The sequence below is a fragment of the Parendozoicomonas sp. Alg238-R29 genome (genome assembly GCF_947331445.1).
In the GTDB taxonomy this organism is placed as follows: Bacteria; Pseudomonadota; Gammaproteobacteria; order Pseudomonadales; family Endozoicomonadaceae; genus Sansalvadorimonas.
Genome location: NZ_CAMZOG010000042.1, coordinates 1 through 14,379 on the forward strand (window position 1 = coordinate 1; position 14,379 = coordinate 14,379).

The 14,379-nt window shown below is 49.0% G+C and carries 13 protein-coding genes and 1 pseudogene; 5 read left to right on the plus strand and 9 right to left on the minus strand.

Features of this window, described 5'->3' with window-relative positions:
• Positions 1-269: 269 nt before the first annotated feature.
• The 4 genes from rluB to QMA35_RS11805 all read right to left on the minus strand — a co-directional run bounded on the left by rluB (position 270) and on the right by QMA35_RS11805 (position 4,705).
• On the minus strand, positions 270-1,202 hold the full coding sequence (gene rluB / locus QMA35_RS11790; RefSeq protein WP_281647351.1) for a 23S rRNA pseudouridine(2605) synthase RluB: 933 nt from the start codon (positions 1,200-1,202) through the stop codon (positions 270-272).
• A 139-nt stretch (positions 1,203-1,341) separates the two neighbouring features.
• Entirely contained in the window at positions 1,342-2,562 is a 1,221-nt protein-coding gene (gene scpB / locus QMA35_RS11795) for an SMC-Scp complex subunit ScpB (RefSeq protein WP_281647352.1), read from the minus strand.
• Positions 2,559-3,461, minus strand: a complete 903-nt coding sequence (locus QMA35_RS11800; RefSeq protein WP_348650940.1) for a ScpA family protein — start codon at positions 3,459-3,461, stop codon at positions 2,559-2,561. Before QMA35_RS11800 ends, scpB begins: the two co-directional genes overlap by 4 nt.
• Before the next feature lie 29 nt (positions 3,462-3,490).
• A complete protein-coding gene (locus tag QMA35_RS11805; RefSeq protein WP_281647353.1) occupies positions 3,491-4,705 on the minus strand; it encodes a tryptophan--tRNA ligase in 1,215 nt (404 codons plus the stop codon).
• 268 nt (positions 4,706-4,973) lie between these two features.
• Between QMA35_RS11805 and QMA35_RS11810 the strand changes: the two genes are divergently transcribed.
• Positions 4,974-5,105 (plus strand): transposase, encoded by a 132-nt coding sequence (locus QMA35_RS11810; RefSeq protein WP_281647354.1) that lies wholly within the window; start codon positions 4,974-4,976, stop codon positions 5,103-5,105.
• Positions 5,106-5,173: 68 nt separating this feature from the next.
• Positions 5,174-5,405 (plus strand): annotated as a pseudogene (locus QMA35_RS11815) (IS3 family transposase); the annotation flags it as partial.
• Positions 5,406-5,558: 153 nt separating this feature from the next.
• Here QMA35_RS11815 and QMA35_RS11820 read toward each other — a convergent pair.
• The 3 genes from QMA35_RS11820 to QMA35_RS11830 all read right to left on the minus strand — a co-directional run bounded on the left by QMA35_RS11820 (position 5,559) and on the right by QMA35_RS11830 (position 9,549).
• Positions 5,559-6,179: an L-threonylcarbamoyladenylate synthase gene (locus QMA35_RS11820; protein WP_281647355.1), complete on the minus strand. Its 621-nt coding sequence runs from the start codon at positions 6,177-6,179 to the stop codon at positions 5,559-5,561.
• A 112-nt stretch (positions 6,180-6,291) separates the two neighbouring features.
• A complete protein-coding gene (locus QMA35_RS11825) occupies positions 6,292-8,580 on the minus strand; it encodes a nitric-oxide reductase large subunit (RefSeq protein ID WP_281647356.1) in 2,289 nt (762 codons plus the stop codon).
• A 72-nt stretch (positions 8,581-8,652) separates the two neighbouring features.
• A complete protein-coding gene (locus QMA35_RS11830; protein WP_281647357.1) occupies positions 8,653-9,549 on the minus strand; it encodes a PHP domain-containing protein in 897 nt (298 codons plus the stop codon).
• Positions 9,550-9,644: 95 nt separating this feature from the next.
• Here QMA35_RS11830 and QMA35_RS11835 point away from each other — a divergent pair, with 95 nt between their 5' ends.
• Together QMA35_RS11835 and QMA35_RS11840 are read left to right on the plus strand one after the other, a co-directional pair.
• Entirely contained in the window at positions 9,645-10,244 is a 600-nt protein-coding gene (locus QMA35_RS11835; RefSeq protein WP_281647358.1) for an inner membrane-spanning protein YciB, read from the plus strand.
• Between the two features lie 141 nt (positions 10,245-10,385).
• Complete coding sequence (locus tag QMA35_RS11840) at positions 10,386-11,054, plus strand: TIGR04211 family SH3 domain-containing protein (protein WP_281647359.1); 669 nt, start codon at positions 10,386-10,388, stop codon at positions 11,052-11,054.
• A 52-nt stretch (positions 11,055-11,106) separates the two neighbouring features.
• Here QMA35_RS11840 and QMA35_RS11845 read toward each other — a convergent pair whose 3' ends face one another.
• Positions 11,107-11,400 (minus strand): SelT/SelW/SelH family protein, encoded by a 294-nt coding sequence (locus QMA35_RS11845; protein ID WP_281647360.1) that lies wholly within the window; start codon positions 11,398-11,400, stop codon positions 11,107-11,109.
• Between the two features lie 120 nt (positions 11,401-11,520).
• Here QMA35_RS11845 and QMA35_RS11850 point away from each other — a divergent pair, with 120 nt between their 5' ends.
• Positions 11,521-12,426: a hypothetical protein gene (locus QMA35_RS11850; protein ID WP_281647361.1), complete on the plus strand. Its 906-nt coding sequence runs from the start codon at positions 11,521-11,523 to the stop codon at positions 12,424-12,426.
• Here the strand turns inward: QMA35_RS11850 and QMA35_RS11855 are convergent.
• The gene (locus tag QMA35_RS11855; protein WP_281647362.1) at positions 12,423-14,222 is read right to left on the minus strand and encodes an ABC transporter ATP-binding protein; all 1,800 of its coding nucleotides are present in this window, start codon (positions 14,220-14,222) and stop codon (positions 12,423-12,425) included. The genes QMA35_RS11850 and QMA35_RS11855 overlap by 4 nt on opposite strands.
• Positions 14,223-14,379: the final 157 nt, after the last annotated feature.

The following is a 14,379-nucleotide window of genomic DNA, read 5'->3' on the forward strand; positions in this document are numbered from 1 at the left end:
TTGTGTTTGCTGCATGACGATGGTTCCAATTACACGACAGAAACCGGTGCTCAGAAGTATAGTTCATGCACCAACATGTATTGTGAACAGAGCCTTGCAGCCCATTTCAGCTCAAATGCGATAAGGTTTTCATAGTCTTCTTGAATTCCTGCTGAATTAGAATCATCAACAGGCACCTCTGATACCACTGCAGTGACCACTTATTCCCACAAATAAAAAAGGCCAGACTTCTTTTCAGAAATCTGACCTTCTTTCAATGTCATTCAAAATTACCGTGTGCGGCGGGCACCGACTGGGCGAACACCACGGCGGCCACCAGGTTTAACATTTTGACGTTTACGCTGCTGGCGTTCAGTACGCTGACGATCTTCGCGGGTTCTGGGACCCGCAGCTACATGGGGGAGCTCAACCAGATCAGCCAGGGCATCAACATCAGCCTGTTCCAGCTCAACCCAACGCCCCTGACGCAGGTGATCAGGAATAATGGTGCTGCCGTAACGTACACGCTTCAAGCGGCTAACGCTCAGATCCTGAGATTCCCACAGACGACGAACCTCACGGTTACGGCCTTCCAGAATACAGACGTGGAACCAGCGGTTAATACCTTCGTTGGCACTATCTACGATATCAGTGAAGCGGGCAGGACCATCTTCCAGCTCTACGCCTTCAAACAGGTTTTTCACTTTCTGCTCAGTAACTTCACCAAAAACACGCACCGCGTATTCACGCTCAATCTGGTGAGACGGGTGCATCAAACGGTTAGCCAGTTCACCATCAGTGGTGAACAACAGCAAACCGGAAGTGTTGATATCCAGACGGCCAATAGCAATCCAGCGTTCACCGGCAATCTTTGGCAGGCGGTCAAACACTGTTGGGCGACCTTCCGGGTCAGTCCGGGTGCACACTTCACCTTCCGGCTTGTTGTAGGCAATCACACGACGGTTGCCTTGCTCTTTCATATGAACAGCACGACCATCCAGTGCTACCTGGTCACCTGCCTGAACACGCACGCCAAGAGTCGCCTTTTCTCCATTAACATGGATGCGACCTTCAGTAATCCAGGACTCAATCTGGCGACGGGAACCCAAACCCTGACGGGCAAGAGCTTTTTGCAGACGCTCACCGGAAGGCGCTTCAGGCTTGGCAGTTTCTGCAGTTGCTTCAGCTGTTCCAACAACAGCAGGTGTTTCAATATTTGTCATACTACTTAATCTCTAAGGGGATCACGGTTTTCCCAAACGGTGAAAGCTGCCGGTATTGAATAGTTTGGAACAACCATTGCCATACAAACAGCATCTGGGCCAGAACCAGCCCAGCGGGATCTTACACTATCCGGTAGAACTACTCATCGTCCGGATATTCATCGTCCTGCTCTGAAGTGATTTCATCCATAATACTGGAGATATCATCTGCAGGTTCATCTTCGTCATCACTGTCGTCAAAGCGAGGGGAATACTCATAGGTTGTTTCTATAGAAACAGCTACTTTTTTTTCCTCTTCAGCCTCGCCTTCCTGTTCCGACACATCTGCTATTTGTGGCTCCTGAGGTTGCCGTTCCTCAAGCACGGGGGCTTCTTGAGATTGACCTTTATCCTTTGGCTGTTCAGGTATCTGGTGCTCAAGAGGGTCGTAATCCTTGTACGTGAGCGTCAGATCCCCTTCCATCTCATCCAGTTCGGAGAAGAGTTTCTCGATATTCTCGTCTCCTTCTTCCTGGAAGGCCTGAGCCGCTTCTACCGATACCAGTGCTGCACTGTCCTGTTCTTTAGCAGCACCTTCTCCGGTAGCTTCTGCATCTGTATTTTCAGCAACCGGTTCACCGTCTTCTGTTAACAGTTCAGGTTGAGCACCGTTCTCCAGCTTCTCTGCCATGGCATCCAGATCTCGCAATTCGGAGAGCGGTGGCAGTTCATCCAGATTCTGTAGATTAAAATAATCCAGAAACTGTCGTGTGGTGGCATACATTGCCGGACGACCAGGAACATCTCGGTGACCAACAATACGCACCCATTCTCTCTCCTGCAGAGTTCGAATGATATTGGTACTGACACTCACACCACGAATATCTTCGATCTCACCACGGGTTATAGGCTGCCGGTAAGCGATCAGCGCCAGTGTTTCCAGCAGTGCACGGGTATAACGCTGGGGCTTTTCATCCCACAAACGACCAACCCATGGCGCCAGTTCCTGCCGCACCTGAAAACGCCAGCCGCTGGCCACTTCTTTCAATTCAAAACCCCGGCCTTCACACTGCTCGGCAAGATCAGCCATTGCCTGCTTGAGGGTAGGCTTGTCCGGACGAACATTCTCGTCAAAAAGTCCAGCCAGCTGCTCCAGAGCCAAAGGTTTACCGGCAGCCATCAGGGCTGCTTCAATTACCGGAATAACTGGTGCTTCACCTAAAAATGGTGCCGCACGCTCTTCAACGGCATCTTCTTCAATATCGCCGTCTTCAGATTCATCCGGTTGTTCCTCAATAGGATCCTCCAGCTGCTCTTCAAGCTGTTCTTCCAACTGCTCTTCTAGCTGCTCTTCAAGATTGCTGCTTTCCTGTTCGCTCATTCTGCGCGTGCCTTTACGTGAATGGGGCCATAGGATTCAGTCTGTACCAGCTCAACCAGTGATTCCTTAATCAATTCCATAACAGCCAGAAAGGTAACAACAACACCTAACCGACCTTCTTCGATAGTAAACAGAGTTACAAACGGAACAAAGTTATCGCCCCGGAGTTTCTCCAGCACAATTGTCATTCGTTCACGAGTCGATAGCGCCTCTGCCTGAACATGGTGTTCTTCAAACATTTCTGCACGTTTCATTACTTCACTGAGAGCAACCAGCACCTCGCGAAGATCAATATCCGGATGAACTGTACCCCGTTCCAGAACCGGTGGGTCAATCTTTACCTTATGAATTTCACGCCCACTCCTCGGCATAGCATCAATATCTTCTGCCGCCTGTTTGAAACGTTCATATTCCTGCAGTCGTCTTATCAACTCAGCACGAGGATCTTCCTCTTCCTCTTCGGCCTCTGTTTGTCGCGGCAACAGCAAACGGGATTTAATTTCCGCGAGCGTGGCCGCCATCACCAGATATTCTGCTGCCAGCTCAAACTGTGACGCTTCCATCAGCTCCACATACTCCATGTATTGTTTGGTAATCTGGGCAACTTTAATATCGAGAATATCCATATTGTTGCGTTTGATCAGATACAACAGCAGGTCGAGCGGACCTTCAAACGCATCAAGGAATACTTCCAGCGCATCTGGTGGAATATAAAGATCATCCGGTAATTTGCTGAGGGGCTGCCCGGCCACTATCGCCAGCGGCAGCTGCTCCTGCCCGCCGTTTTCAACAACAACAACATCCGCAGAAGAAATTTCTCCAACAACTTTGCTGCCTAGAGAATCTATCGCAGTACCGGCTTCCGAAATGACAGCTTCATCCTGGTTTTCCTTTCCCATTCTGCCCCGTCTTATTCTTCTTGTTCGAATCAACGCCAGCCAAGCCCCATAGCTTCCCTGACTTCTCTCAGGGTTTCTCCGGCTTCATCACCAGCGCGCTCACAACCTTCTGCCAAAATATTGCTCACTTCATCCGGATTGGCCTGCAGCTCTTCAGCTCGCAAGCGGATAGGTGCAATCTCCTCTTCAATAGCTTCGATCACCGGAGCTTTACACTCCAGACAACCGATAGAAGCTGTACGACACCCATCACACACCCACGCCTGCTGCTTCTCATCAGAGTAAACCTTATGAAAACTCCACACCGGGCACTTTTCCGGCTCTCCTGGGTCAGTCCGGCGAATACGAGCCGGATCCGTGGGCATGCGTTTAATTTTGTTAGCAATCGTGTCGGTATCATCCCGCAGGGCAATATCATTGCCGCGGGACTTGGACATCTTCTGCCCATCCAGCCCCAGTAGTTTTTCCTGTGGAGCCAGTAAAGCCAATGGTTCAGGCAAAATCACCTTACCGGTACCTTCCAGGTAACCCTGTAAACGCTCCTGATCACCCAGCGTAATATTTTGCTGTTCCCGGAGCAATGCCCGGGCAGTTTCCAGCGCTTCCAGATCACCCGCCTCCTGGTAAGATTTACGCAAGCTCCGATAGAGTTTGGCCTGCTTACGCCCCATCTTATTGATGGCCTGCTCTGCATTCTGTTCAAAACCGGGCTCACGACCATAGATGTGATTGAAGCGTCTTGCCACTTCCCGGGTGATTTCCAGGTGGGCTTCCTGATCGGCTGCTACTGGTACCAGCCCAGCCCGGTAGGCAAGAATATCGGCACTCTGCAGAAGTGGATATCCCAGAAAACCGTAGGTGGCCAGGTCCCGTTCTTTCAGTTTTTCCTGTTGATCCTTGTAAGTAGGTACACGCTCCAACCATGACTGAGGTGTCATCATAGATAACAGCAAATGCAGCTCTGCATGTTCAGGCACCCGGGACTGGACAAACAATGTTGCCTGACCGGGGTTAATGCCCACCGCCAGCCAATCAATTACCATATCCAGGGCATGCTCCTGAATCAGGGAGGTTTCGTCGTAATGGGTGGTGAGTGCATGCCAGTCTGCCACGAAGAAAAAGCATTCGTACTCATGCTGGAGAGTCAGCCAGTTCTTAAGTACACCGTGATAATGGCCCAGATGCAGTTGCCCTGTGGGGCGCATGCCGGACAGAACCCGCGATTGAGGGTCTGCTGCGTTCAAGGATTAGCTCCTGCAATAAATTTCGATTCTGAAATTATACCGATTCACCCACTGATGAATAGCAGGATTGTTACAGGTAACACCCCGACGCATTTATTAACAGAGCCAACGAAGACGTTAGGCTCCTTAGTAGAAACCGTGAATTCAGTTGTCTCAGGAAACAATGCTCATGAATCTTGGGAAACTTTATGGCTACGCAAACTATTGATCTGAAGCAGTAGTTATGGACACCTCCCTAAGAGAGTAAAATCACTCTGTGAGGTAACCAATGACAACCAAGAAAAAGCGTAAACTCCATTCTCCTGAGTTCAAGGCTGAGGCCATAAAGCTGGCAGAAAAAACCAGTGTACCTTCTGCAGCCAGAGCACTGGGTCTACAAGAATCCCAACTTTACACATAGCGATCTGCTGCTAAGCGCAAGAAGAACGTCAGTGAGCGTGAATCCGCTTTGGCTGCTGAAAATGCCACCGCGGCAGCCAATATTGCTCTGATGCATTCAGGAGTTTGCTGAAAGAGCATAGCCTGTTGCAAAGCATGAGCCGCAAGGGCGATTGTTGGGTCAACGCCTGTGAGGAAAGCTTCTTCCATTCACTGAATGATAGAAGCAGTGCTCTATGAACCGATGGTCAATCGTGAACAAATGCGCCAAACCGTGTTTGAATACATTGAAGTGGATTATAATCGCACTCGTCGGCACAGCACTCGTCAACATAGCACTCCGGGTTATTTAAGCCCTGAGAAATATGAGCAGGCGGAAAGTAGTGATGATGAGGATGATATGTTCGGCTCTGGCCGCGTAACCGTTCCCACACACGAAAGTTGGCGTTTCTTCTAATTCTGAAAAATCCGGAAATCAGCGAAAGATTTCCGGATTTCCTTTTCCTTCCCGCCAGATTTCAGGAATCTCATCCACCAGACTAACAACAGTTGTCGCCTCCATACCACAGAAGCCACCATCAATAACCAGATCAAGATGGTGTTCAAGGGATGCCCTGATATCGTAAGGATCAGTAAAGGGAAATTCCTCTTCAGGCATTTGCAGTGTTGTGCTCAACAACGGCCCGCCTAAATCGGCCAGTAACGCACTGACAATATTATGCTCAGGCACACGGATACCAATTGTACGACGCTTGGGGTGCATCACCAGTCTTGGCACCTGCGAAGTTGCGGGAAGAATAAAGGTATAGGCGCCAGGGGTGGCGGTTTTGAGCAAACGATAATCTGAGTTACCAACTTTGGCGTAGGTTGCCAGCTCCGATAAATCCCTGCATACCAGAGTCATGTTATGGCGTTCATCCAAACGGCGAATCTGGCGTATACGTTCCACTGCCTTTTTATCACCGATCCTGCATCCGAGAGCATAGGCAGAATCTGTGGGATAGGCGATAACTCCACCCTTTTCGAGTATGGTGACAGCCTGCCGGATAAGACGTGCCTGAGGATTCTCAGGATGGATCTGAAAAAACTGGCTCACAGGGTATTCCTTGGAGAAACCGGGAGAGCTCCCGGAAGCGACTGAAGTATAAGCCAGTTACAACATCAGAAGAAGGCTTCCTGACAAACAGATTACAGCTCTTAGGCAGCTGTCATATGTGCTTTCCTGAACTGCCTTTTCTCAAGCTCAGATACCCAATGCACCCTGCAATCGTAATGGGCAGCACACCGAAAACAATAAAAATCACATCGCCGGGCAAGCGCAACCATTCATAAAGTCTTGGCATTGCCTGACCGGTGTACTCCAGACTCCGGGCATGCCAGTAGCCATTTTCAAGTACATCCAGCAGTTGCATAACGCCACCAGGAAACAGGCTGAAAAACAACATGCAGGCCAAACCAATATTTAGTCCCCAGAATGAAACCCGGATATATTTCTCCAACCTTTGCCACGCTGCGTCAGAAGCCACCTGCCGCAGGCAGAAAACCATCAAGCCTAACGCCAGCATTCCGAATACACCCATCATCGCCGCATGACCATGATTAGGGGTCAGCTGGGTACCTATTTCGTAATAGCTGACAATGGGCAGGTTGATTAAAAAACCGAAAACACCTGCACCTGTGAAATTCCAGAAACCGACTGCCATTAAAAAATAAAAAGTCCATTTATGGGGAATAGACAAGCCCTCGCCATCGTTGTTACGGCTGCGAGTCAGCTTTACAAAGTCCCAGGCATCCAGAGTAATCAAGGTAAGGGGAACAACTTCCAAAGCAGAGAACACTGCACTAAAGGCCATATTCATATTGGTATGACCGGTGAAATACCAGTGGTGCCCGGTTCCGATGAGTCCACCACCAAAATAAAGAATGGCATCAAGATAAATCACCCGAGTAGCCGTTTCCCTGCGAACGACTCCCAACCTGTGCAAAATAACGGCCACCAGCACAGTCACAAACAACTCAAAGAAACCTTCAACCCACAAATGGATAATCCAAAAGCGCCAGGTATCAACGATGGAAAAATGAGTCTCCCCGTTAAAAAACATGGCGGGCAGATAGAAAACCGGAATAGCTAACGCAGAAAGAATAAACAGGTAACTCATTTCCTTCTGATCAGCACTTTTAAACGAAGGCGCAACCGCTCTGAGTACAAGAAAAAACCAGAACAACAAACCTACTGCCAGTAGTATTTGCCAGAACCTGCCCAGCTCCAGGTATTCCCAGCCTTGATGGCCAACCCAGAACCAGAGATCAGGCAACAACTGTAGAGAACCAGCCCACTCACCAATCAAGCTTCCTGCCACTACAACCACTAATGCCCAGAAAAGAAGATGAATGCCAAACACCTGCTTGCCCGGATCTCGCCCACCGAGTATGGGAGCCAGAAAAAGGGCGCCAGCGACATAAGCCGTGGCGATCCAGAATATTGCCAACTGCAAATGCCAAGTACGCAGAATATTGCTGGGCATCCAGGAAGAAATATCCACGCCATAAAAACTGCCCGGATCGGCACGATAGTGAGCTGTTGCCCCGCCCACTATGGTTTGCACCAGAAACAGTAGCCCAACGACTGCAAAATATTTAAGTACCGCCCGCTGCCCTGCAGTCACTTCTCCCGGTATCAAGGTAGGGACAGAATGGTTGCCAGTATCACCCCAACCCAAATAATCAAACTTGCCAAATGCCAGCAGAACAACGCCAATGCCTCCCAGAAGAAACACCAGACTGATAGCGCTCCATAACAAAGTTGGGCCGGTTGGAAGATTGCCAACGGAAGGGTCGTAGGGAAAATTGTTGGTGTAGGAATAACTCTCGCCGGGTCGGTTGGTGACCGACGCCCATGCTGTCCATGAAAAAAAGGCCACCAGCTCCCGTAACTCTTCCGGACTCTGAATATAATTTGCAGGCAGGCCACCGTTATTACTCGGGTGAGAAAAATACTGTTCCCACCAGAGTACCTGGGTTTCGAAAGACTCAACCTCCGGATCACTTAAATATAAGGTTTGAGTCGTACTGTCGTATCTGTTTTCCTTCAGGATTGAGACAACAGAAGCATCAATCAGAACCTTTTCTCCCGGATCAAGCTGCGCAACAGGTTTGCCAAACTCTTCCCGGGCCATGAAACGCTGAGTAGTGTCAGCAAGACTATGAAGATATTGGGCAGAAAAATCAGGCCCAAGATAACCACCATGACCCCAGATGGTGCCGTTATCCATCAAACCGTATTTGAGAAATACCTGCTGCCCAGCGGTAATATCCCGACCGGTAAAAAGAATCATGCCCGTTGGGGTTACAACCTGTTCCGGGATCGGCGGGGCGTCATGGTGCACTTTCACTGTCAGCACACCCAGGACTGTAAAACCCAGTACCATCACCAGAAAGAGAGCCCATCGCCAGAGTACAAACGAAACTGGCTTATTCGACGAATAATTCTCGGACACGACCCTAACACTCACAGGAATAGCGGAACAGTGAGCTTATGAGAGAATTTTAATTATGCAAGATAACGGGAGTTAGTCTCTTTCCAGCAACTCCGTTACTGAACGACAGGTTTCCGGTAAGGGACCAAGACGGCCAAGCTCAACGTAATCATTCCATGGACCATGAAAGTCGCTGCCCATAGAGGCATGCAGATCAAACTTTTCACAATATCTGGCCATGGTTTCCCGCTCACCGCGAGGCTGCTGACAACCCAACACTTCCATAGCCTGCCCACCAGCTGCAGAAAAAGCACGAATCACTTCCTGAAGTTTCATGCCAGTCATTCGGTAGCGACCGGGATGGGCCAGTACCGGAACCGCCCCCCAGCTGAGAACAGCCTGAACAGCATCCGCCATATGGGGCCAGAACTGTTTGGCATTACCGATACGCTTGGCACTCAAGTATTTATCAAACGCGGTATTACGATCTGCCGTAATGCCTTCCTGCACCATCCAACTGGCAAAATGGGGGCGCCCAACCTGAATTTCAGAGTCCGGCAAAGTAAAGCTTTCATCGGTTGACCGCTGGGCCAAACGAGCCTGCTCCAAAGCGCCTTCCAAACATTGCTCCTCGGTGTAATCTTGCAATCGTCTGGACACCTTATCGGCTATGCGCTCACAACGCTGCCAGCGAGCCCTGCCCTGGGACGTCAGAAAATCCTGAACATCCGGGTTATCCAGCTCAAACCCCAGAGCCACAATATGAATTTCCCGGGTACCCCATACAGTCGATAATTCACAACCGGAAATCAGTTGAATAGATTCTGGCACCCCTTTTTCCACCAACCAGCGGGTACCGGCAACGGTGTCATGATCGGTCAGCGCCAGACAATCCACGCCCGCGCAAATCGCCCGCTCCAGTAACTGCGCTGGGGATAAGACTCCATCAGAGGCGGTGCTGTGGCAGTGGAAATCTACTTTTTGTGACATGTCTGTTCTTTATCCCGGCCGGAAGTGGCTTTACACTAGAGGCACGAATTTTGAAGGAGATATTGGCGATTGTCGCCGATTAACCAGATTTTTGCATGAAACAATTTATCGATTTTCTGCCCCTGATTATTTTCTTCATTGTGGCCAAAATGGATCCACGGGAAGTATCCGCCTTCGGCCAAATCTTTGAGCTGGGCGGTATCATCAATGCCACAGCTATTCTGATTGCCACCTCTGTGATTGTTTACAGTTTGCTTTGGTATAAGCAGAAGTCTCTGGAAAAAGGGCAGATATTCACTCTTGCCGCGGTGATGATTTTGGGCACCATGACCGTTTTGTTCCGAGATGAAACCTTTCTTAAATGGAAGGCTCCCATCGTAAACTGGGTGTTTGCCCTAGCCTTTCTGGGTAGCCAGTTTATTGGTAGCAAGCCGCTGATTGAGCGCATGCTGTCCCACGCCATGAAACTCCCTCAGGAGGTATGGTACAAAGTAAATTTAAGCTGGGTTGTCTTCTTTACCCTGCTGGGTGCAGCAAACTGGTTTGCGGCCTTTATGGTATCAGGAGACTTCTGGATAGACTTCAAGGTGTTTGGCAACCTGATTCTTACCTTTGCCTTCGTCATTATCCAGTTCATGTTCCTGAATCGTTATTTACAGGATGGCCAGCCTGCCCACAGCGACAAGCCGGAATAAATCCATCACACATTCAGCGGCCAGCGGCATTTTTTGTAGTCCCCGTAGATGTGTGTTAAGAATTTCATCACAAACAAGATTCAGAAAATGCAGCCGCCGCACAGGTGTGCTGCATTTCCTTATTTATAACGGAGACCGGACTTGAAACGCCTTATCCCTCTATTAATGTTTATTTTAACTCTGCCTTCCATTTCTGCGGCAGAAACGGTTTATATCTCTGACACGCTTTATGTTCCACTACGTGCTGGCCCAGGTAGTGGTTTTCGGATTGTAAACCGCGCTCTGAAAACCGGAACGGCTCTAAACCTGGTAGAAAAAGAGCCTGTAGAAGGCTATTACAAGGTCACAACGCCAAGTGGTCAGGAAGGCTATATTCCCGGCCAATACATTATCTTTAACACTCCTGCAGCAAATCTGTTGAAAACAGCTCAGGATGAAACTGCCCGCCTGAAGAAACAAACAGCCACCCTGAGCCAAAAGCTTAAAGAGAGTGAATCTTCCCTGAAAGAAGCCAGCACATCCCTGACTGCCAGTGAGCGTACCGCCACTAACCTGCAGGAAGAACTGGCTCGTATCAAAGCCATTTCCGCCAAAAGCCTTGACCTCGATAAGCGTAACAGGGAGTTAGTGTTAGCAAACGAGCAGTTAATGAATGAACTGCAAACCCTGCAAAGCACCAACCAGCAACTGGCTGATTCGTCTGAGCAGCAATGGTATCTGTATGGCGCCGGAACTATTCTGATAGGTCTGTTGCTGGGCTTTATTGCCCCAATGCTGCAACCACGACGCAAGAAATCTGGCTGGGCGTAGAAAGAACCTGGGACAGGCGAGAACAAGCCGCGCTAGATTCTGAAGACCAGATCTAATTCCGATCTATATGACCCAGTGAACGTTCTGGGTCGATACGGTCACGAACTCTGCGTTTCAACTCACGGGCATCAGGAAAACCACCATCGGTTTTTCGCTCCCAGATCTGGTCACCATTAACCGTTACCTGAAACACACCGCCAGAACCAGGAACAAGCCGAACTTCTCCCAGGTCCGTAGAAAAGGTCTGTAACAGTTCCTGAGCCATCCACCCGGCCCTGAGTAACCAGTTACAACCCGTGCAATAGGTGATAGTTATCACCGGTGCCTTGTAGTCTTCCTCTGCCATACTCTTTCCCCATCCATAAAAACTGCTTCTTTCTGTAACCTGAACAGAGATAAATCATTACAGAAATCCCTGAACTAACTCGCCTTTCATCTGGTCTTTAAAAGCAATCGACAACTCAGAATGGCATCAACTATGGGCATTTTTTCACGGGTGATTATCCCTTCAGTGATGATTATAACGGTCTCTGCCGCACATTCTGACCCAATTCCGGTCATGTTTCGAACAGAGCGGGATTTTCTGGGAGATGCGACAGAACATCTTTACCAGACGCCACCGGATATTGGTTCCCGTAAACAGTTTATTGAACGACTGGCTTACCGAAGAAACACCCTCCCGAAATACCCGGCCATGATGCGCCCGGTACAGGAGAGCCTTCTGCAGAGCCGGGAAGATATTCTGATTTTTGCTCTGGAAAACCAGACACTGCTCTTAGCGACAGATACTCTTGCCATTGCCCAAACTCAACAGTATGCCTGGCTGGTAGCGGAATACGCCAGTAACGCCATGGCAACTATGGAAACTGGTCAAGCGCTGGATACCCCTTATGAATCCGCTCTGGAAGCTCTGGCTTTTCTGAGTGAATTCATCAATACCCTCGAACTGATGGATCAATATCTAACATCCATAGATTGGTCATCATTGCGGGGACATATTGATAAAGCCCTTGGCCATATGCTCCATATAGCCAACGATCTCAAAGAGAATGCTTACCGTAACTCTATGAGCCCAAGCGCGCTCTCTGAATTGATTTCCACAGTGAGCTCAACAATAAAAAGTCAGCGGCCCTATAACCAGAGCCACCGTAACTTCGCCACCATTGGCATCAAGATTGACCAGGTTCTGAATACCTACAATATCGCTGCCCCTTTTGGTGGCGAGCAGCCCATTGACCTGGGCGTTTATATTCAAAACAAGAAGCCCGTGATTAAACACCAGATGAATTGCTGGCCAATAAAAACCGTTCGGGAAACACCTTTCTTTATCTGTACAGAGTTAAAGAAAATGAAGAAACCAAAGTCAGGTTAAGCCGTTCTTTTATGACTTTGAAGATCACCATACAAACGGGCATACAAACCCTTCTTCATTATCAACTGTTCGTGGCTGCCCACCTCACTGATCACACCATCTTCAAAAACATAAGCGCGGTTGGCCTGCTTTACTGCACTGAGGCGGTGAGCAATGATAATGGATGTTCGGTGAGCCAGAAAACCTTCCAACGCCTGGTGCACACGAAACTCAGTATCCGCATCCAGCGCAGACGTCGCTTCATCCAGAATCACAACTTTAGGGTTACTGACAATCATGCGGGCAATAGCCAAACGCTGTCGTTGACCACCGGACAAACGCACACCATTATTTCCAACACGAGTATCCAATCCCAGATCAAGCTGCTGAATATAGTCTTCCAGTTGAGCGACTTTCAGAGCCTGCCAAAGTGCCGAGTCATCAACCTCCCTGCCCAGGGTTAAGTTCTCCCGAACCGAAGTATCAAACAGCGCCGGGTGCTGAAGCACGATAGAAACATTTTCCCGAACATTGTCGACACCAGACTGCTCAATAGACACTCCACCATAACGCACATCACCACGTTCAGGGCTTGCCAGGCCAAGAAGCACTTTCACCAGTGTCGATTTCCCTCCACCACTGGCTCCCACCAGGGCGATTTTCTCTCCAGTGGCAACGGACAAAGAAACACCTTTTAAAACCGGCGATTCACCGTAAGAAAAGTGCAAGTCACACACGTCCACAGGGACCGTGGTTTTACCTGTAAAAGGATTCACGCCTGAGGATGTACGCACATCCTCATCCAATTCCAGCAGAGTATTCACACGACCTAACGCAGCATTGGCAGCGTAAAGCCCATACTGCATTTCCAGCAGTTCATTAACCGGAGTGAGCATAAACCAGAGATAACCAAACACCGCGAACATCTGGCCAATACTGAGATCAGACATGACAACTGCCATCATAGCCGCAGCCCGGAACACATCCACTCCTACAACAAACAGCATAAAGCTCAAACGGTTCGAGGCATCATTACGCCAGGAAAACTCTGTGCCACTGTCACGAACATTACGGGCGCGATCCATTAATCGGGCCAGATAATGCTTTTCCCGATTGGCTGCCCGAAGCTCCTGAATGCCATCAAAAGTTTCCGTTAATGCCTGTTGAAAAACATCAATGGCTTTGTTTTCCTGCTGTTTCAGATTCTTGATCTGCTTACCCAGCTTCGCCGTGAAATAAATCACTATTGGATTGAGTATTAGAATCAACAATGCCAGCTGCCAGTGCATCCACAAAAGAATGGCAGCAGTGCCCACCAATGTTAGAAATGCCACCAACAGTCGGCTAACGGTTGAACCAATAAACTGGTCGATAGTATTTAAGTCGGTCACCAGGCGGGCGGAGACAGAGCCAGTTCCCAGAGTTTCGTATTCTTTCATGGAAATCCGCTCAAGCTTTTTAAGCAGGCTGGCGCGAATTCTGTAGGTTACTTCCTTGGAGATCACCGTAAACTGGCGGGACTGCCAGACATTGAAAACCAGTGCCAGAATTCTCAGGGTGATACTGGCTAACAATAACAGAGCAATATAAAAAACGGGGGTCAACCACTGCTGTGGCAGAAGCGGTGACAGAGAGTTCACTACCAGGCCGGGCTGATCCAGCAAAACTTCATCAACAAGCAGAGGCAGCAATAAAGGTGTTGGTACACTGGCCAGTGTGGCTAAAACGGCGACACAGTTGGCAACGACCAACTCTTTTTTAAAACCAAGAACAATCTGGCGAATACGTTGCCAGTTATACGTGTGTAAAAAGCTCAAAAAAGCATCCCTGATCTATTGTTATTTTCATACGTCCAAAGACGTTTAGAGGCTATTAATACTTTATGTTCAGCCCAGTGGCCCCTAATCCGATTAGAACACATCCATATGCCAAATCGCACTATTAATAGAAGCTCTTATTCGTAGACTCCGCCAG

Excerpts from the sequence above, each read along its gene's own strand:
- QMA35_RS11835 (WP_281647358.1), top strand. The coding sequence starts at position 9,645 with ATGAAACAATTTATCGATTTTCTGCCCCTGATTATTTTCTTCATTGTG.
- QMA35_RS11850 (WP_281647361.1), top strand. The coding sequence starts at position 11,521 with ATGGCATCAACTATGGGCATTTTTTCACGGGTGATTATCCCTTCAGTG.
- rluB (WP_281647351.1), bottom strand. The coding sequence starts at position 1,202 with ATGACAAATATTGAAACACCTGCTGTTGTTGGAACAGCTGAAGCAACT.
- QMA35_RS11830 (WP_281647357.1), bottom strand. The coding sequence starts at position 9,549 with ATGTCACAAAAAGTAGATTTCCACTGCCACAGCACCGCCTCTGATGGA.
- scpB (WP_281647352.1), bottom strand. The coding sequence starts at position 2,562 with ATGAGCGAACAGGAAAGCAGCAATCTTGAAGAGCAGCTAGAAGAGCAG.
- QMA35_RS11845 (WP_281647360.1), bottom strand. The coding sequence starts at position 11,400 with ATGGCAGAGGAAGACTACAAGGCACCGGTGATAACTATCACCTATTGC.
- QMA35_RS11810 (WP_281647354.1), top strand. The coding sequence starts at position 4,974 with ATGACAACCAAGAAAAAGCGTAAACTCCATTCTCCTGAGTTCAAGGCT.
- QMA35_RS11800 (WP_348650940.1), bottom strand. The coding sequence starts at position 3,461 with ATGGGAAAGGAAAACCAGGATGAAGCTGTCATTTCGGAAGCCGGTACT.